This window comes from Micromonospora sp. NPDC049107 (assembly GCF_040648595.1).
GTDB lineage: Bacteria > Actinomycetota > Actinomycetes > Mycobacteriales > Micromonosporaceae > Micromonospora.
In genome coordinates this window covers 204,960-220,952 of record NZ_JBEZEC010000009.1, presented here as the reverse complement: position 1 = coordinate 220,952, position 15,993 = coordinate 204,960, and the positions used below count along the sequence as shown (strand labels likewise).

The following is a 15,993-nucleotide window of genomic DNA, read 5'->3' as shown; positions in this document are numbered from 1 at the left end:
CCCGGTGCGTTGTGCACGCTCCCCCCGCGTGGCAGGCAGTGACGCAGGTCCATGCATTGACAGTCCTTGCAACACGCTTGTAACCTTTCGGCAAATTTTCAGCACGTATTGCAAGATCCGAGCAGCCCTGTGCTCCCCCGGCACCACCACCCCCACCCCCGCTCCCGTCAGGAGTCCCGATGCGCCAACGTCGACGCGGCTCGGCGATCCTCGCCCTCGGCCTGGTCGCCAGCCTGTTGGTTCCCCTCACCGCGACGGCGTCCCCGGCCGCCGCCAGCCCGTCCGGCGCCAAGAAGGTCATCGTCCAGCTCTTCGAGTGGAACTGGCCGTCGGTCGCCAGCGAGTGCCAGAGCACCCTCGGCCCCAAGGGCTACGGCTACGTGCAGGTCTCGCCCCCGCAAGAGCACGTGCGGGGCAACCAGTGGTACATGGCGTACCAGCCGGTCAGCTACCGGATCGAGTCCCGCAAGGGCACCCGGGCGCAGTTCCAGTCGATGGTGAACACCTGCCACGCGGCCGGCGTCAAGGTGATCGTCGACGCCGTGATCAACCACATGTCCGGCCAGGACAACGGCGGCACCGGTTGGGCCGGCTCGTCGTACGCGCACTACGACTACCCGGGCATCTACCAGACCCAGGACTTCCACCACTGCGGACGCAACGGCGGCGACGACATCGCCAACTACAACGACCGGTACGAGGTGCAGAACTGCGAGCTGGTCAACCTGTCCGACCTGAAGACCGAGTCGGACTACGTCCGTACGAAGATCGCGTCGTACCTCAACGACCTGCTGTCCCTCGGTGTGGACGGCTTCCGGATGGACGCCAGCAAGCACATGCCGGCCGCCGACATCGCCGCCATCAGGAGCAAGCTGTCCCGCTCGGCGTACGTGGTGCAGGAGGTCATCTACGGTGCCGGCGAGCCGGTCCAGCCGACCGAGTACACCGGCAACGGCGACGTGCACGAGTTCCGCTACGGCAAGGACCTGGCCCGGGTGTTCCGCTCCGAGCGGCTCGCCTACCTGAAGAACTTCGGCGAGGGCTGGGGGCACCTGCCCTCCGGCTCGGCCTCGGTGTTCGTGGACAACCACGACACCCAGCGCGACTCCAGCGGCGTGCTGACCTACCGCGACCGGGGGATCTACGCCCTCGCGAACGCCTTCATGCTGGCCTGGCCGTACGGGTCGCCGACCGTCATGTCCAGCTACACCTTCAGCGACCGGGACGCCGGCCCGCCCTCGGACGGCAGCAACAAGACTCTCAACACCACCTGCTACTCGGGCTGGGAGTGCGAGCACCGTTGGCCGGTGATCGCCAACATGGTCGGCTTCCGCAACGCCACCGAGGGCGCCGGCGTGGCCAACTGGTACGACAACGGCAACAACCACATCGCGTTCAGCCGCAGCGGTAAGGGCTACGTCACCGTCAACGACGAGGACGCCGCGGTGAACGGCCGCTCGTACTACACCGGACTACCCGCCGGCCGGTACTGCGACGTCATCCACGGCACGTACGCGAACGGATCGTGCAGCGGCCCGGTGATCACCGTGGACGGCAACGGTTGGTTCGCCGCGAACGTGCTGGCGCACGACGCGGTGGCCATCCACATCGGCGCGCGGCTCTGACCGACTCCGGGGCCTCCGGTTGGCGGGTATCGCCGAACCGGGGGCCCCGGACCGTTCACCGCCCTAGAGTGGTTTAGTGCCGTTTGACCGAATGTCCCCGTACCGTCGTCGCGCCGGCTGGATCGTCGGCGCGGTCGCCGTACCCGTGCTGCTGGTCGCCGCGCTGCTGATCGGCCAGGCTCTCACCCCACGCTCGACGGCCCCCGACGACCAGAACGCGGCGATCGCCGACCCGACGCCGAGCAGCGTCGAGCAGAGCCTCCAGGAGTCGGTCCCGCCGGCCGCGCCCGCTCCGGACGGGCTGCCGGTGCTCGACTACGACCCCGCGCCCAGGGGCTTCCCCGCCGACCCGGCCACGATGGACACCACGCCGCTGGCCGAGGGCGTGCACCCGACCCGGCGGATCGCCGCGTACGACGCTCCCGGTGGCCGGCCGCTGGCCTTCGTCGAGCCGACGCTCGCGGGGGCCGAGCTGACCGTGCCGATCGCCCAGCGGCGGGCCGGCTGGACGGCCGTCCTGCTGCCGTCGGCGAACCGGCAGCTCGCCTGGCTGCCGCCGGGCGGGTTCGACACCGTGGCGCTGCGCGACCAGATCGTGGTGGAGCGCAGGGCACACCGGCTGACCTGGTACCGGGCCGGCAAGGCGGTGCGCTCCTGGAAGACGAGCCTCGGCCAGTCGGGGCAGGAGACGCCGCTCGGGCGCACCTTCATCCTGGGCCGCACCCCGCCACCCGAGGAGGTCTACGGCGGCGTGGACATCTACGCCCTCGGCTCGGTGCCGGACGACCCGGAGGCGGTGCCGACCGGGCTCAGGGGCGCGCACATCGGCCTGCACACCTGGCAGAACGACGACGAACTGGGCGAGAACACCACCAACGGCTGCATCCGGGTGACCCGCAGTGGTCAGCGGGAACTGCTCGCCGAGGTTCGGCCCGGCAGCAGCCTGGTGGTCGTCGACCAGCTCCCCACCCCGCCGTCGACCGCCTGAGCCGGGCCGCTCAGTCGCCGAGCAGCCACCCGTTCTGCTCGGCGATGTGCACGGCCGCGGCGCGGTTGCGGGCACCGGTCTTGCCGATCGCCGCCGACAGGTGGTTACGCACCGTCCCCTCGGACAGGTGCAGCGTCTTCGCCAGTTCGGCGACCGCGCCGCCGCCCCGCGCCGCGCGCAGCACCTCGGTCTCGCGCTCGGTCAACGGGCTCGTCCCGGTGGCCAGGGTCTCCGCGGCCAGCGTCGGATCCACCACCCGCAGTCCGGCGTGCACCCGGCGGACGGCGTCGGCGAGCTGCCGGGCCGGGGTGTCCTTGACCACGAAGCCGTTCGCGCCGGCCTCCATGGCGCGACGCAGGTAGCCGGGCCGACCGAACGTGGTCACCACCAGCACCCGGCAGGCCGGCAGCGCGGCCCGCAACGCGGCGGTGGCGGCGATCCCGTCCAGGCCGGGCATCTCCACGTCCAGCAGGGCCACGTCGGGCGTGTGCCGCAGGGCCTCGGACACCACCTCGTCGCCCCGGCCCACCTCGGCCACGACGGTCAGGTCCGGCTCCAGCGAGAGCAGCGCGGCCAGCGCGCCACGCACGAGCGCCTGGTCGTCGGCGAGCAGCAGCCGGATCGGCGTGGACGGGCCGCTCACCGGGCCTCCGCCGGGGCGTGCACCCGCAGCAGGAAACCGGTGCCGTCCCGCCGCCGACCCACGGTCACCACGGCATCCAACCGGCGGGCCCGCTCCCGCAGGCCCACCAGCCCGTACCCGGCGGCGTCGACGTCCGGCGTGGACGGTCCCCGACCGTCGTCGCTCACCTCGACCCCGTCCGGGCGGACCCGGATCGTGCAACACCGCGCCCCGCTGTGCCGGACCACATTTGTCACCCCTTCGCGTACCGTCCACCCGAACAGCCGGTCCCACTCGGGCGGCAGCTCCGGCATCTCGGCCGGCAACTCCGCCGCGATGCCCGCCGCGGCGAGGGCGGATCGCGCGCCGGCCAACTCCCCGGCGAAGGTGACCTCCCGGTACGCCCCGACGGTCTGCCGCACGTCGGCCAGCGCCGCCCGCGCCAGCTTCTCCACCTCGGCGATCTCGGCGGCCGCCCGGACGGTGTCGACCTCGATCAGCCGCCCGGCCAGCTCGGCCTTGATCGCCACCACGGTCAGCGAGTGCCCGAGGATGTCGTGCAGGTCGCGCGCGGCGCGGGCCCGCTCCTCGGCGACCGCGAGCCGGCCGATCTCCTGCTGCGCGGCCTGCAACTCGCTGTTGCGCTGGGCCAGCCCGGACACGCCGAACATTGCGAACGAGGCGAGCAGCACCGCGAAGACGATGCCGTTCTCCGCCTCCCACCCCGGCACCAGCCGGGACGCCAGCGCGGGGGTCACGGCGCAGAGCGCCACGGTGGCCAGCGCCTCCGACAGCGGCAGCAGGAACACCCCCGCCGCGGCCACGTAGACCAGGGTCGCCAGCCAGTCGCCGCCGGTGCCCGGGATGCTGGCCAGGCCCACCGCGAGCAGCACCAGCAGGCCCAGACGTGCTCGCCCCGCCGGAATCGGCAGCAGCAGCCGACGCAGCCGACGGGCCCACTGGAACAGCAGCACGTAACCCAGTCCGAAGACGACGAGGGCGGTCACTCCGACGAACCGCCGCCACGGCTCCGACTGGTGCAGCGCGGTGGAGATCGGCACGTTGAGGAAGAACAGCCACACGGCGGCCAGCAGCCAGCCGATGTACCGCCAGTGGCGGTTCATCGGCTGGGGCTGCCCCGTCGGGAGGTCCATCGGGTTCACGCTAGCGGTCGGACCGGTCAGACCCGAGCGGTGTCCCGGCGGAACAGCCGGGTCGCGCCGACACCGAAGGCCAGGGTCCAGAGGACGATGTTGGCCACCGCCGCCATGCTCACGCCGTCGCCGGTCAGTGGCGAGCGGGCCAGCTCACCCATGCCGTACACCGGGGTGAACTTCGCGACCTGCTGGAGCACGTGCGGCAGCACGTCGACCGGCACGAACAGCCCGCCGAACATGGCCAGCACCGCCAGGATCGGCCCGATGAACTGCATGACGTTCTCGGCCGGCACCAGGTAGCCGATGAACAGGCCGAACGCGGCGAACACCAGTGAGCCGACCCAGGCGGCCAGCCCGGACAGCAGCCAGACGTCCAGCGGGAGGCGGACGCCGGCCGCGGCGCCCACCACGAACTCGATGACGACCGCGATCAGGCCGAGCGTCATCGCGGTGGCCAGCTTCGTCGCCACGTACGCGGTCGGCCGCAGCGGAGTGAGCCGTAGCTGCCGGCTCCACCCCAACGCCCGCTCGGTGGCGACCGCGCCACCCGCGCTGGTCGTCGCCACCATCGCCGCGTACACGGCGAGGCTGATCATGACGTACGCCGTGACGGGCCGGCCGTTGTCGAGCGTCTGCCCCCGCTGCGGCAGACCGAAGATGAGGAAGAAGACGCCCGGCATGATCAGCGTGAAGGCGAGGGTGCGGCGGTTGCGCAGCACCCGGCGCAGCTCGATGCCGAGGACAGCCGGTGCGGGCAGGGTGGTCATGGGTCAGGCTCCGATACGTTCGGTGGTCAGGGCGAGGAAGGCGTCCTCGAGGTTGCGGGAGGTGATCTCCACGTCCCGGGCGGCGGTCCGGGTGAGCAGGTGCCGGGCGATCGCGTCCGAGTCGCCGGTACGCACCAGCACGCTGTCGCCGCGTACCTCCACGGCGTCGACGCCGGGCAGCGCGGCGAGCGCGGCCTGGTCCGCGCCGGGCAGGGTGGCCCGCACCGTACGGCCGGCGGCCAGGTTCTTGATCTCGGCGGTGGTGCCGTCCGCGACGACGCGGCCCTGGCGGACCAGCACGATCCGGTCGGCGTACGCGTCCGCCTCGTCCAGGTAGTGGGTGGCGAAGATGACGGTCCTGCCGTCGCGGGCGTCGCGGCGCAGGGCCTGCCAGAAGTCCCGCCGACCCTCGACGTCCATGCCGGTGGTCGGCTCGTCGAGGACCATCAGGTCCGGGTCCGGCAGCAGCGCCAACGCGAAGCGCAGCCGCTGCTGCTGACCGCCCGAGCACCGCCCGACGAGCCGGTCGGCGATGTCGGCGATACCGGCGCGCGCCAGCACCTCGGCCGCCGGTCGGGTGCGCCGGTAGAAGTGCGCGGTCATCCGTACCGTCTCGCCCACGGTGAGGTCCTTGAGCAGGCCGCCGGTCTGGAGCACGGCGGCGATCCGCCCCCGGGCAACCGCCTCGTCGGCGGTGCCGCCGAGAACGCGCACGGTGCCCGCGTCCGGGCGGGCCAGGCCGAGCAGCATGTCGATCGTGGTGGTCTTACCCGCCCCGTTGGGGCCGAGGAACGCCACCACCTCGCCGGGCTGCACCCGCAGGCTCAGTCCGTCGACCGCGGTGACCGTACCGAAGGTCTTGGTGAGGCCGTTCAGCTCGACGGCCGGATGCGTACTCGTCATGGCATTGATGCTGGGGTGTCGCGGACCTCGACTCCTGAAGCGGCCGTCACGTTCCGGCCGTGACATTTGTCAGGGCCGGACGGCACGGCTCAGAGCCCGGCGGGCACGCAGCGTGACGGGCCGGCGGGCGAGGACCCCGACGAGCGTGATGCCACCCAGTCATCAAGATGCCCCTGAGTCATCACGCCCACCGGCACATCCGCCCCCGACACAGGCATTCCGGGTCCGGCAGCGGGTAAGCGCGCCGCCGGACGCCGCGACACCGGGAGGACGCGATGGGTGCCACACCGCAGGGCCAGGTCGACACGATCGTGCTGATCCACGGGCTCTGGATGACCCCACGGAGCTGGGAGGGGTGGGCCCAACGATTCACCGAGCGCGGCATGCACGTCATCGCTCCCGCGTGGCCCGGCATGGACCGCTCCGTCGAGCAGTTGCGCGACGACCCCAGCCCGATCGCCGAGCAGAGCATGGCGACGATCGTCGCCCACTACGACCGGATCATCCGGGCGCTCCCGCGTCCGCCGATCATCATGGGCCACTCGTTCGGTGGACTGTTCGCCCAGGTCCTCGCCGACCGGGGACTCGGCGCGGCGGTGGTGGGGGTACATCCGGCGGCGATCAAGGGGGTGCTCAAGGTGCCGTTGAGCCAGTTGCGCGCCGGCTTCCCGATCCTGCGCAGCCCCGCCAACCGGAGCAAGGCCGTCCCGTTCACCCCGGACGACTTCGCCTACACCTTCGGCAACACCTTGAGCCGGGAGGAGTCCGACCGGGCCTGGCAGCGGTACGCGGTCCCCGGAGCGGGCCGGGTGTTCTTCGAGGGCGCGTTCGCCAACGTCGACCCGCGCTCGCCCGCCCGCGTCGACACCGGACGCGTCGACCGGGCGCCGCTGCTGCTGATGGCCGGCGGGCAGGACCACGTGGTGCCGGCGTCGGTGGTCCGCGCCAACGCGGGGCTCTACCAGAAGTCCCGCGCGCTCACCGCGTACGAGGAGTTTCCCGGCCGGTCGCACTTCACGGTCGGAGCGCCCGGCTGGGAGGAGATCGCCGACTACGCGCTGGACTGGGCGATGCGGGCGGCGGCGCTGCCCCGCGAGGCGACCATCGCCAGCGAGACCCCCCGCCGCTGACGCCCGGCCAGAGGTAATCCGCTCGCCGGCATCTACGTCCGGGGCTGCGAACGGCGCGTGATGTCGGTTAGTGTTCGTCCCTCCACGGAACGTACGAAGATGGCTCGCGTCGCGCGTGGTCGAGCGGGGAGGACAGCATGGCCAGCATCGAACAGGTATTGGTCCGGCTGCGCGCCGTCGCCGCCGGCACCGGCCACCCGACGCTCGCCGAAGCCATCGCTCGCGCCGAGCAGAGCAAACAGCGGCTGGTCGAAGCGGCAACCACCCTGCAGGGCAGCAGTCAAGCAGCGCGACAGAAAATGAGCGTGCTGGGCTGACCGTGAGCATCGGCGAGATCAAAGCGATCCTCTACGAAGCCGACCGCTCGCTCAGCGAAGCCGCCGCCACAGTCAGGGAAATCGGCACTCAGCTCGACGAGGCGACCGGCCTCGCCCTCGCCACCCTGCATGACAGCCAGCACGCCGAGGCCAACAAGGTCCGTGCTGACCTCATTTCGGCCCAACACGAGGTGGAACTGACCCTCCGCGTGATCACAGTGGTCAAGGACAACGCCGACAGCTATCGGGAGTCACTCGGATGACTGGGCTTCTGGCCCAGGTCGTGGCGCAGCTTAACGCCGCGATCGACAAGTTGGACGCCCTCGCCGTGAGAGCGGGCCACGCCCAGCAGGACGTCGCCGAGGCTCGGCGAAATCTCCACCAACTCGCTAGCGGAAGCGAGAACCCGAAGCTCGGCCTGGCGATCAGCAAGAGCGGCAGCGCTGTCGACAAGGCCGGCCGGCTCGGCCGACTGAGTAGCAACGCCGCACAACATCTCGCCAACTACGTCAACGTGATCGCCCCTGGATCTGCCCCCACCCGCCTCGACGAAGACCGCGGATCACCAACGGGTGAACGGGTGGTCGCAGAGGCAGAAGCCAGGGGCAACCGAGCCGAAGCCTTCCTCCGGCGTCACGTGAAGAAGGCGGACGAGACCGAGGGCAACCTTCAGGACGCCGAGCAGGCCACCACGGCCGGGCTTCGTGAGTTGATGCATCAGATCAAGAGCGGCCCCGGCGGCACCGCGACCTCCACCACCGGTCGGTGACGCCGACAGCCTGATCGACCTTCTGTCACCAAGGCGCATCCGCGCCCGATCTCAGCTGCTGCACCTTCCGCAGCGACGACCTGAGCGCCGCGTGTCGCATGGCTCGGCTGACCGTGGGTATGAGCCCGGGATGAGGGCGAGTTTCCGGATCGGTCGGATCGCGGGAGTGCCGGTCGGCGTCAACTGGAGCGTGCTGGTCATCTTCGCGCTGATCGCGTGGGGGCTGGCCGCCAACCAGTTTCCCCGCTCGTACCCGGATCGCTCCGCCGTGGCGTACACCCTCGCCGGCCTGGCCGCGGCGGTGGTCTTCTTCGTCGGCCTGCTCGCCCACGAGGTGTCGCACGCGGTGGTGGCCAAACGCAACGGGCTGGAGGTCGACGGCATCACGCTGTGGCTGTTCGGCGGCGTGGCCGAGCTGAAGGGCGAGCCGCGTGACCCGGGCGCGGAGTTGCGCATCGCGGGCGTCGGCCCGCTGGTCAGTCTGCTGCTCGGGGCGTTCTTCGGCGTCATCGCGCTGCTGTTCGCGCTGGCCGGGCAGGGCGGGCTGCTCTTCGGGGCGATCGCCTGGCTGGCCGGCATCAACGTGCTGCTGGCGATCTTCAACGTGCTGCCGGCCGCGCCGCTGGACGGCGGTCGGCTGCTACGTGCGGCGGTGTGGAAGGCCACCGGCGACCGCACCCGGGCGTCAGTGGTCGCCGCGCGGGCCGGCTGGGTGCTCGGCGCGCTGCTCATCGGCCTCGGGCTGTGGCAGTTCCTGTCCGGCGTCGGCTTCGGCGGGCTGTGGCTGGCGCTGATCGGCTGGTTCCTGATCGGGGCCGCCGGGGTGGAGGAGCGACAGGCCCGCACCGGAACCGCGCTGCGCGGAATCCGGGTCGGCGACGTGATGACACCGCAGCCGCAGACCGCGTCGGCGGACATGACGGTCGCCGACTTCGTCGACCACTACCTCTTCGCGTACCGGCACTCGGCGCTGCCGCTGACCGACCAGGGGCGGCCGACCGGCCTGGTCACCGTGGACCGGGTGCGGGGCGTACCGGCCGAGCGGCGCGCGTCGACCACGCTGGCCGAGGTGGCCTGCCGGGCCGACGAGCTGGTGCTCGCCCAGCCGGGTGAACAGCTCAACGACCTGCTCCCCCGGCTCACCGAGTGCGCCGACGGCCGAGCCCTGGTGGTAGCCGAGGACGGCCGCCTGACCGGAATAGTCTCCCCCAGCGACATCAGCCGCGCAGTCCAACGCGCCACCCTACGCACCCCCACCCCCACCCCCACCCCTTCCGGCTAACGCCCCTCTCCCGCCCGCCCACGCCGCGTCGATCATGGAGTTGCGGTGGGATCAAAACGTCTTCGAAGCCCCCTGAACGGGCACCACAACTCCATGATCGACGTGGGTAGGGCGGCGCGGGGAGCTAGCGGGGGAAGTAGTGGTTCAGCTGGTCGGTTCCGAACTTGTTTTTGGGGTCCAGCTTCGTCAGCAGGGACGTGAAGTCGGCGTACCTCGGGTAGCGGCCCGACAGGTCCTCCGGGTCGGTGACGAAGACCTTGCCCCAGTGCGGGCGCGGAGCGAACGGGGCCAGTCGCGCCTCCACCTCGGCCAGCACGGGTAGCACCGCGTCGGTGTCGTCGACCCAGGTGAAGTGGACGACGAAGCTGTCCCGCTGGTGGTTGGGGCTCAGCCACAGCTCGTCGGCCGCCACCGTCCGCAGCTCGCACACGTGCAGGACCGGGGCGATCAGGTGCGCCACGTCGGCCAGGGCGGCGAGCGCGTCGGCGACGGCGGTACGTGGCAGGTGGTACTCGGACTGCAACTCGTCACCGCTGCTCGGGGTGAAGCCGAGCTTGAAGTGCGGCAGGCGCTCGTGCCACGGGCCCGGCTCGCCGAGTTGCGGGGTGCAGTTCTCCGGCGGCATGCCGAGCACCGGGTGCCGTGGCTGGTCGGCCGGGGTGGTGCCGAGCCAGTCCGCCTCCGGCGGCGGCTGGTCCGCGAGCTGCTTGCGCCACACCTCCCGCAGTCGCGGCCTACGCCAGTCGGTGAAGACACTCACGCTGTACGCCGAGTCGAGCGCCTCGTCCAGCGCGGCCGGGTCGAGGTCGAGCCGTACGTACTGGCGCAGCTCGAAGGCCGGCACCAGGTCCAGGGTGACCCGGGTGACCAGGCCGAGCGCGCCGAGCCCCACCACCATGCCGGCGAACGTGTCGTCGTCGCGGTCGACCCGCAGCAGGTCGCCGTCGGCGGTGACCAGCTCCAGGCCGGCGACGGCGCTGGCCAGGTTGCCGTGGGTGGGGCCGGAGCCGTGGGTTGCGGTGGCCACCGCGCCGGCGACCGAGATGTGCGGCAGCGAGGCCATGTTGGCCAGCGCGTACCCCTGGGTGTGCAGGTGTCCGGCGAGGTCGCCGTAGCGCATCGCGCCGCTCACGGTGACCTGGCCCCGTTCGCGGTCCACCTCGACGGTCGGCGGCAGACCGGCCAGGCTCACGAGGTCGCCGGCGGTGTCGCCGAAGCGGTTGAAGGAGTGCCCCGTGCCGAGGGCGCGGACGCGCCGACTGCCGGCGACGAGGCGACGCACCTCGTCGAGGGAGGTCGGTCGGTGGAACGCCCGCGCCGCGTACCGGACGTTGCCGGCCCAGTTGCGGCGTGGCACCTCGGAAGCTGCGGTCGACGTGGCGTTCGGTCCCGGGGTGGTCACGTGGCGGTCTCCCGATCGGTGGACTGCTGGTCGCTCAGAGCGGCGATGAGGGCGTCTAGAACCGTATCCACCTGGAACGTGTGGTAACCACGTTGGGCGCGCGGCAGACCGGCCGCGCTGGCGCGTTCGATCTCGACGCGGGCTGCCTGCCGGGCCGCCGCGTCGCCGGACAGCAGGGCGTCCTGGCCGCGCCGGATCAGCCGATCGACCCGGTCCATGGCGTAGCCGCGCAGGCCCACCGCGATGTCCGGGACGGCGAAGGCGGCGCGCCGCAGAGCGAGCAGGTCGACGAAGCGGTCTCCGGCATGCCGGGTGAGCGCTTCGGACACCTGCTCGGGTTGCTCGCGGACCTGGTCGAGAACGAGCAGCTCGATGGCCGGCCGGCCGTCGAGCGGGTGGCGGGCGGTCACCAGCTCACGCGGCATACCCTGCACAGGCACCAGCAACAGCCTCGGCGGGGTCGGGTAGCCATCCTGTCGAGGCGGCTCGTCGAGGACCACCGTGTCGACCTCGGCCCACCGGAACTCCCGGCGCAGGCCCGGCCGCCGGATGCTCAGCCCGTCCGCGTGGATCCCGAACCGGAACGGCCGCAACGCGCTGACCAGCGCCACCGTGCCGAGCGCGATGACACCCACCGCGATGATCGTCCGTAGCAGGGCGCGGTCGCTGGGATAGGCCAGCAGGATTACCCCACCGAGTACGCAGGCCAGGGCGAGCGCACGGGCCCCCCGATTCCGGCGCAATTCCACCCGCGGACCCCCGTTTCATGACCGTGGCGTCGGTCCCGACATCTTCCGCCAGACCGGGCACCGAGGACACCGGACGATCGGGCACGGTTGTTCTCGCCGTCGGCGGGGAACCCTACGCCCATGAGCAGCTACCGTGATCCGGCCGCGCGGGGCGACGTCTTCCCGTCGGAGGAGGAGCTGGACCCGACCGGCAGCGCGGTCGAGCCGGCCAGTGCGCCGCCAAACGTCCGGTTGCCGAACCACCCGGCGCCCACACCCGGTCCCCGGCCGACGCCCGCTCCCGCTCCCGCGCCGACGCCCGTACCGTCGCCGGGGCCACCGCCCCGCGAGCCCGCCGGCGAGTCGCGGTCGATCGTGACGCGCCACCTGGACGGGTCGGTCGAGATCGTCACCGACCTCAACGGTGACGGCGTGGCCGACGTCGTCCAGATCGACGTGGACGGTGACGGCGTACCGGACATCACCTATGTGGACAGCGACCGTGACGGCCGGTTGGACACGGTGCTGCGCGAGCCGGGCCGGCACGCGCAGCACCGCGCCTGACGGGTCACAGGTTCGCCAGCACCTCGCTCGCTACCAGGTCGAGGTGGTCGAGGTCGGCCAGGTCCAGCACCTGGAGGTAGATCCGCTGGCTGCCGATCTTGGCGTACCGGTCGATGGTGTTCAGGACCTCGTCGGGCGTGCCGGCGATGCCGTTGGCCCGCAGCTCGTCCGGGTCCCGGCCGATGGCGGCGGCCCGGCGGGCCACCTCGGCGTCGTCGCGTCCGCAGCAGAGCACCAGGGCGTTGGACCAGACCAGTTCCGCCGGGTCGCGGCCGATCTCGGCGCACGCCGCGCGGACGCGCTCGAACTGCGCCGCCGAGTCCTCCGGCGAGGCGAACGGCAGGTTGAACTCGTCGGCGTAGCGGGCGGCCAGCCGGGGCGTCCGCTTCGGCCCCATCCCGCCGAGCAGGATCGGCGGGCGGGGCTGCTGCACCGGCTTGGGCAGGGCGGGCGAGTCGGTGACCGGGTAGTACCGGCCCGGGTGGCTGAACGTCTCGCCCGCCGGGGTGGACCAGAGGCCGGTGATGACCGCGAGCTGCTCCTCCAGCCGGTCGAACCGTTCACCCAGGGCCGGGAACGGGATGCCGTACGCGGTGTGCTCGTCGCCGTACCAACCGGTGCCGATGCCCAGCTCCACCCGACCGCCGCTCATCTGGTCGACCTGCGCCACCGTGATCGCCAGCGGGCCGGGCAGCCGGAACGTGGCGGCGGTCATCAGCGTGCCCAGCCGGATGCTGCTGGTGTCGCGGGCCAGACCGGCCAGCGTCGTCCACGCGTCGGTGGGGCCCGGGTCGCCGCTCACCGAGCCCATCTTCAGGTAGTGGTCGGAGCGGAAGAACGCGCCGAAGCCGGCGTCCTCGGCGCGGCGGGCGACCGCGAGCAACTGGTCGTAGGTGGCACCCTGCTGGGGTTCGGTGAAGATCCGCAGTTCCATGCTCCGAGCATAGGTAGCCGTCCCCGATGCCGCTCCGGGACGGCCGCCACCGTCATATACTTTGACAGACATATGACGGCAGGGGCATATTGAGCGGGTGTCCAGCGACGCCTTCACCGTCCTCGCCGAGCCCACCCGACGCCGGATCCTCGACGCCCTCCGCGACGCCGACCGCAGCGTGAACGAGCTGGTCGACGGGCTCGGTGTCAGCCAGCCGGCCGTCTCCAAACACCTGCGGGTGTTGCGCGAGGCCGGCTTCGTCTCCTGCCGGGTCGCCGCCCGGCGGCGGATCTACCGCCTCGACCCGGGTCCGCTGCGAGCGGTCGACGGCTGGCTCGACCCGTACCGCCAGCTGTGGAGTCGTCACCTGGACGCCCTGCAACGGCACCTCGACAGTCAGGAGCAGTGACATGGACCGCGACACGTTCCGCCCGAGCCCACCCGCCGAGGCGCGCGCCGAACACGCCGACGGCGGTGCGACCCTGGTGTTCGTCCGCGACCTGCGGCACCCACCCGGCGCGGTCTGGGCGGCGCTGACCGATCCGGCACAGCTCGCGCAGTGGGCGCCGTTCCTCGCCGACCGGGACCTCGGCAGCCCCGGCGCCGCCGTGCTCACCCTCGTCGACGGCGAGACGTCGGTGCAGCAGACCGCGGCCGTACGCCGAGCCGAGCCGCCTCACCTGCTCGAGTACACCTGGGGCGACGACCTGCTGCGGTGGGAGCTGACGGCCTCGGGTAGCGGCACCCGGCTCACCCTGCGACACACCGTCGCCGAGCCGGGCGCGCTGCCGATGGTCGCCGCGGGCTGGCACCTCTGCCTCGACGTGGCCGACCGGCTGCTCGACGGAGACCCGGTCGGCCCGATCCGCGGCGCCGAGGCCAAGGACTTCGGCTGGCCCGCACTGCGCGACGCGTACGCCGAGCGGCTCGAAGCGGAGTGACCGCGTCGATCAGACGTACGGTCGGGTGGCGTACGCGGTGCGCAGCGCGGCCAGCCCGGCCGCCTTCGGCGACAGGGTGCCCCACCCGGAGTTGAAGTAGTTGGTCCGCGCGATGAGGGGACCCCGCTCGGCGTTGAGCTGGGCGATCGCCGCCGGAACGGTGGCGATCCAGGCGGCCTGGTCGGGGATCTCGGCGGACCGCACCCCGTACTCCGCGATGATCACCGGCCGGGACAGCGCCACCGGGCCGAGGTCCGCCACCGCCCAGTCCTTGGTCCGGCGGAAGCGGGCCAGCGCGGTCTGGCCGGAGGCGGTCGCGTAGGCGTTCCACTGGAGGTAGTCCAGTCGGGACATCAGCGCCTCGGTGTGGGTGCGCTGGAAGCACGCCCGGTCGAAGCCGCCCACCCCCACGGAGAAGGTCGTGCCGGTGGGCAAGGTCCGGGCCTTGAACCAGGTGACGATGTACGACACGGCCTGCACCGCCCGCGCGTCGGACTCGGCCCAGGTGTACGCCTTGCCGGCCTCGGTCGTACCGAACTCGTGGTCGGTGTCCAACTCGGACGCGAGTTGGATGTTCACCCCGAAGCCGAGCGTCCGGTACTGGGACAGGGCCCGCGCGAACAACCCGTCGCACTGGCCGTTGAGCACCTGGGTGTAGCCGTACGCCTTCGGCCAGCTGGTGCCCGGACGCTGCTGGATCGTCATCGACGGCGCGGGCACGGTGTAGGTGACGCCGTCCACGGTGAAGGTCTGCGGCCCGGCGTCGCCCGCGCCGTAGTGCTTCAGCTCCAGGACCATGTTCATCTGCACGCCGGCCTTGCCCAGGTTGACCAGCCATGGCCGGTTGTAGCCGGGAAAGATGTACCCGTCGGCGAAGCTGCGGTACTGGGTCAACGAGCGGAAGTTGCCACCGGCCATGTCGGCGGTGGGGTCGGCCCCGCCGGACAGGTAGTAGCCGCCGAGCACCGGTTGGCGCACGGTGTAGTCGACCCCGGCCGTCGCCGTGTGTCCGGCGGCGTCGCGGACCTGGACGGTGACCCGGGGCATCACGCCACCGCCCGGTACACGGCGACGGAGCCGTTGTCGGAGACCCGGGTCCAGGTACGCCCGGAGTTGTCGGAGACGGTCACGGTGAGCGGGTCGATGACCGCGGTGACCTTGACCGGCGCGCTGCTGTTGCCCTGCGCGTCGGTGACCACGATGGTGACGGTCAGCGGTTTGGTGTCGGCGTCGGAGTACGTGACGGTCAGCAGCATCTGGTCACCCGGCGAGAAGACGGATGCGTTCAGGGCTGCGGTCGCGGTGGGAGCCGCCATGACAGGGCCTCTCTGATTCGGTCGCCCGGCCCGGCGCGCGGGTGAGCGACGCCGAACAGGGCGGGATCCACGATGCGTGTGGTCGACAGGGCACGTGGGCGACGTGCCGGTGGGCGACGTCGCCGGCGGTGGACGGTGACACCGCTGCGGGCGCCTCCAGCGGTGTGGGACGGCCGAGCCGTGCGCCTCGTCGGGGCCGGCGGCGGTGCCGGGCCCGCACCGGCGGGGCCGGGCCGGCGAGGGCGGCACCGGAGCGGACGATGCTGTCCGTACCGGGCCCGCGGGTGGGGATGTGGCCCGACATCCCTCGCCCTCTCGCCTGCCTTAAGGGTCCTCTACCAGGGGCTTTACCGTCTTGTCCGGTTAGCGACATCTGTCCTCGACGGACGGATTGCTCACCTGCGCCGCCGCTGGCCACCGCGGCGCGGCGCACGCCGCGAGCGCTGACACATTCGTAAACTTGGACGGCAAATCGGCGTAAATGTGGTGGTTTCTACTGCGGATACCATGCGGTCGTCTCCGTCAGGTGCGACCGAAAAGGTGCCGAG

Annotated in this window: 19 protein-coding genes; 10 read left to right on the top strand and 9 right to left on the bottom strand. The window is 71.8% G+C overall.

Annotated elements, in window-relative coordinates; all coding sequences use genetic code 11:
• Nucleotides 1-179 precede the first annotated feature (179 nt).
• Both AB0B55_RS23035 and AB0B55_RS23030 read left to right on the top strand, forming a co-directional pair.
• Nucleotides 180-1,625 carry an alpha-amylase family glycosyl hydrolase gene (locus AB0B55_RS23035; protein ID WP_357173605.1) on the top strand — a complete coding sequence of 482 codons (1,446 nt, stop codon included), beginning with the start codon at nt 180-182 and terminating at the stop codon, nt 1,623-1,625.
• Between the two features lie 76 nt (nt 1,626-1,701).
• A complete protein-coding gene (locus AB0B55_RS23030) occupies nt 1,702-2,613 on the top strand; it encodes a L,D-transpeptidase (RefSeq protein WP_357173603.1) in 912 nt (303 codons plus the stop codon).
• 10 nt (nt 2,614-2,623) lie between these two features.
• Here AB0B55_RS23030 and AB0B55_RS23025 read toward each other — a convergent pair whose 3' ends face one another.
• Genes AB0B55_RS23025 through AB0B55_RS23010 form a run of 4 tightly spaced genes read right to left on the bottom strand, consistent with a single transcriptional unit; the run spans nt 2,624 to nt 6,062 of the window.
• Nucleotides 2,624-3,256, bottom strand: coding sequence for a response regulator transcription factor (locus AB0B55_RS23025; RefSeq protein ID WP_357132405.1), 633 nt, complete (start codon nt 3,254-3,256; stop codon nt 2,624-2,626).
• The gene (locus tag AB0B55_RS23020) at nt 3,253-4,389 is read right to left on the bottom strand and encodes a histidine kinase (protein ID WP_357173601.1); all 1,137 of its coding nucleotides are present in this window, start codon (nt 4,387-4,389) and stop codon (nt 3,253-3,255) included. The genes AB0B55_RS23025 and AB0B55_RS23020 overlap by 4 nt, the downstream gene beginning before the upstream one ends.
• Nucleotides 4,390-4,415: 26 nt before the next feature.
• Nucleotides 4,416-5,159, bottom strand: coding sequence for an ABC transporter permease (locus AB0B55_RS23015; protein ID WP_357132399.1), 744 nt, complete (start codon nt 5,157-5,159; stop codon nt 4,416-4,418).
• A gap of 3 nt (nt 5,160-5,162) precedes the next feature.
• Nucleotides 5,163-6,062 (bottom strand): ABC transporter ATP-binding protein, encoded by a 900-nt coding sequence (locus tag AB0B55_RS23010; RefSeq protein ID WP_357173598.1) that lies wholly within the window; start codon nt 6,060-6,062, stop codon nt 5,163-5,165.
• Between the two features lie 275 nt (nt 6,063-6,337).
• Here AB0B55_RS23010 and AB0B55_RS23005 point away from each other — a divergent pair, with 275 nt between their 5' ends.
• The 5 genes from AB0B55_RS23005 (at nt 6,338) to AB0B55_RS22985 (ending at nt 9,560) form a co-directional block, all read left to right on the top strand.
• Nucleotides 6,338-7,192 carry an alpha/beta fold hydrolase gene (locus AB0B55_RS23005; protein ID WP_357173595.1) on the top strand — a complete coding sequence of 285 codons (855 nt, stop codon included), beginning with the start codon at nt 6,338-6,340 and terminating at the stop codon, nt 7,190-7,192.
• Nucleotides 7,193-7,329: 137 nt separating this feature from the next.
• Nucleotides 7,330-7,509, top strand: coding sequence for a hypothetical protein (locus AB0B55_RS23000; protein WP_357173592.1), 180 nt, complete (start codon nt 7,330-7,332; stop codon nt 7,507-7,509).
• Between the two features lie 2 nt (nt 7,510-7,511).
• Nucleotides 7,512-7,772: a hypothetical protein gene (locus AB0B55_RS22995; protein WP_357173589.1), complete on the top strand. Its 261-nt coding sequence runs from the start codon at nt 7,512-7,514 to the stop codon at nt 7,770-7,772.
• Nucleotides 7,769-8,278: a hypothetical protein gene (locus AB0B55_RS22990; RefSeq protein ID WP_357173587.1), complete on the top strand. Its 510-nt coding sequence runs from the start codon at nt 7,769-7,771 to the stop codon at nt 8,276-8,278. The genes AB0B55_RS22995 and AB0B55_RS22990 overlap by 4 nt, the downstream gene beginning before the upstream one ends.
• 130 nt (nt 8,279-8,408) lie before the next feature.
• On the top strand, nt 8,409-9,560 hold the full coding sequence (locus tag AB0B55_RS22985; RefSeq protein WP_357173584.1) for a site-2 protease family protein: 1,152 nt from the start codon (nt 8,409-8,411) through the stop codon (nt 9,558-9,560).
• A 124-nt stretch (nt 9,561-9,684) separates the two neighbouring features.
• On the opposite strand, the gene AB0B55_RS22980 is transcribed toward AB0B55_RS22985, so the two are convergent.
• Both AB0B55_RS22980 and AB0B55_RS22975 read right to left on the bottom strand, forming a co-directional pair.
• Nucleotides 9,685-10,962, bottom strand: a complete 1,278-nt coding sequence (locus AB0B55_RS22980) for an FAD-binding protein (protein ID WP_357132381.1) — start codon at nt 10,960-10,962, stop codon at nt 9,685-9,687.
• Nucleotides 10,959-11,711: a hypothetical protein gene (locus AB0B55_RS22975; protein ID WP_357132377.1), complete on the bottom strand. Its 753-nt coding sequence runs from the start codon at nt 11,709-11,711 to the stop codon at nt 10,959-10,961. Before AB0B55_RS22975 ends, AB0B55_RS22980 begins: the two co-directional genes overlap by 4 nt.
• 120 nt (nt 11,712-11,831) lie before the next feature.
• Between AB0B55_RS22975 and AB0B55_RS22970 the strand changes: the two genes are divergently transcribed.
• On the top strand, nt 11,832-12,254 hold the full coding sequence (locus AB0B55_RS22970; protein WP_357132374.1) for a hypothetical protein: 423 nt from the start codon (nt 11,832-11,834) through the stop codon (nt 12,252-12,254).
• Nucleotides 12,255-12,258: 4 nt separating this feature from the next.
• Here the strand turns inward: AB0B55_RS22970 and AB0B55_RS22965 are convergent, their stop codons facing one another.
• Nucleotides 12,259-13,188, bottom strand: a complete 930-nt coding sequence (locus AB0B55_RS22965; RefSeq protein WP_357132371.1) for an LLM class F420-dependent oxidoreductase — start codon at nt 13,186-13,188, stop codon at nt 12,259-12,261.
• Nucleotides 13,189-13,285: 97 nt separating this feature from the next.
• On the opposite strand from AB0B55_RS22965, the gene AB0B55_RS22960 reads away from it, so the two are divergent.
• On the top strand, nt 13,286-13,597 hold the full coding sequence (locus AB0B55_RS22960; protein WP_357132369.1) for a metalloregulator ArsR/SmtB family transcription factor: 312 nt from the start codon (nt 13,286-13,288) through the stop codon (nt 13,595-13,597).
• Between the two features lies 1 nt (nt 13,598).
• Nucleotides 13,599-14,129, top strand: a complete 531-nt coding sequence (locus tag AB0B55_RS22955) for an SRPBCC family protein (protein WP_357132366.1) — start codon at nt 13,599-13,601, stop codon at nt 14,127-14,129.
• A 9-nt stretch (nt 14,130-14,138) separates the two neighbouring features.
• Here AB0B55_RS22955 and AB0B55_RS22950 read toward each other — a convergent pair whose 3' ends face one another.
• Together AB0B55_RS22950 and AB0B55_RS22945 are read right to left on the bottom strand one after the other, a co-directional pair.
• Complete coding sequence (locus AB0B55_RS22950; RefSeq protein ID WP_357132362.1) at nt 14,139-15,176, bottom strand: hypothetical protein; 1,038 nt, start codon at nt 15,174-15,176, stop codon at nt 14,139-14,141.
• On the bottom strand, nt 15,176-15,445 hold the full coding sequence (locus tag AB0B55_RS22945; protein WP_355051350.1) for a hypothetical protein: 270 nt from the start codon (nt 15,443-15,445) through the stop codon (nt 15,176-15,178). The genes AB0B55_RS22950 and AB0B55_RS22945 overlap by 1 nt, the downstream gene beginning before the upstream one ends.
• Between the last annotated feature and the right edge of the window lie 548 nt (nt 15,446-15,993).

Bases quoted from the DNA above. Each gene is read 5' to 3' on its own strand.
- AB0B55_RS23035 (WP_357173605.1), top strand. From the start codon at position 180: ATGCGCCAACGTCGACGCGGCTCGGCGATCCTCGCCCTCGGCCTGGTC.
- AB0B55_RS23020 (WP_357173601.1), bottom strand. From the start codon at position 4,389: ATGGACCTCCCGACGGGGCAGCCCCAGCCGATGAACCGCCACTGGCGG.
- AB0B55_RS23015 (WP_357132399.1), bottom strand. From the start codon at position 5,159: ATGACCACCCTGCCCGCACCGGCTGTCCTCGGCATCGAGCTGCGCCGG.
- AB0B55_RS23010 (WP_357173598.1), bottom strand. From the start codon at position 6,062: ATGACGAGTACGCATCCGGCCGTCGAGCTGAACGGCCTCACCAAGACC.
- AB0B55_RS23005 (WP_357173595.1), top strand. From the start codon at position 6,338: ATGGGTGCCACACCGCAGGGCCAGGTCGACACGATCGTGCTGATCCAC.
- AB0B55_RS23000 (WP_357173592.1), top strand. From the start codon at position 7,330: ATGGCCAGCATCGAACAGGTATTGGTCCGGCTGCGCGCCGTCGCCGCC.
- AB0B55_RS22990 (WP_357173587.1), top strand. From the start codon at position 7,769: ATGACTGGGCTTCTGGCCCAGGTCGTGGCGCAGCTTAACGCCGCGATC.
- AB0B55_RS22985 (WP_357173584.1), top strand. From the start codon at position 8,409: ATGAGGGCGAGTTTCCGGATCGGTCGGATCGCGGGAGTGCCGGTCGGC.
- AB0B55_RS22970 (WP_357132374.1), top strand. From the start codon at position 11,832: ATGAGCAGCTACCGTGATCCGGCCGCGCGGGGCGACGTCTTCCCGTCG.
- AB0B55_RS22965 (WP_357132371.1), bottom strand. From the start codon at position 13,188: ATGGAACTGCGGATCTTCACCGAACCCCAGCAGGGTGCCACCTACGAC.
- AB0B55_RS22955 (WP_357132366.1), top strand. From the start codon at position 13,599: ATGGACCGCGACACGTTCCGCCCGAGCCCACCCGCCGAGGCGCGCGCC.
- AB0B55_RS22950 (WP_357132362.1), bottom strand. From the start codon at position 15,176: ATGCCCCGGGTCACCGTCCAGGTCCGCGACGCCGCCGGACACACGGCG.
- AB0B55_RS22945 (WP_355051350.1), bottom strand. From the start codon at position 15,445: ATGGCGGCTCCCACCGCGACCGCAGCCCTGAACGCATCCGTCTTCTCG.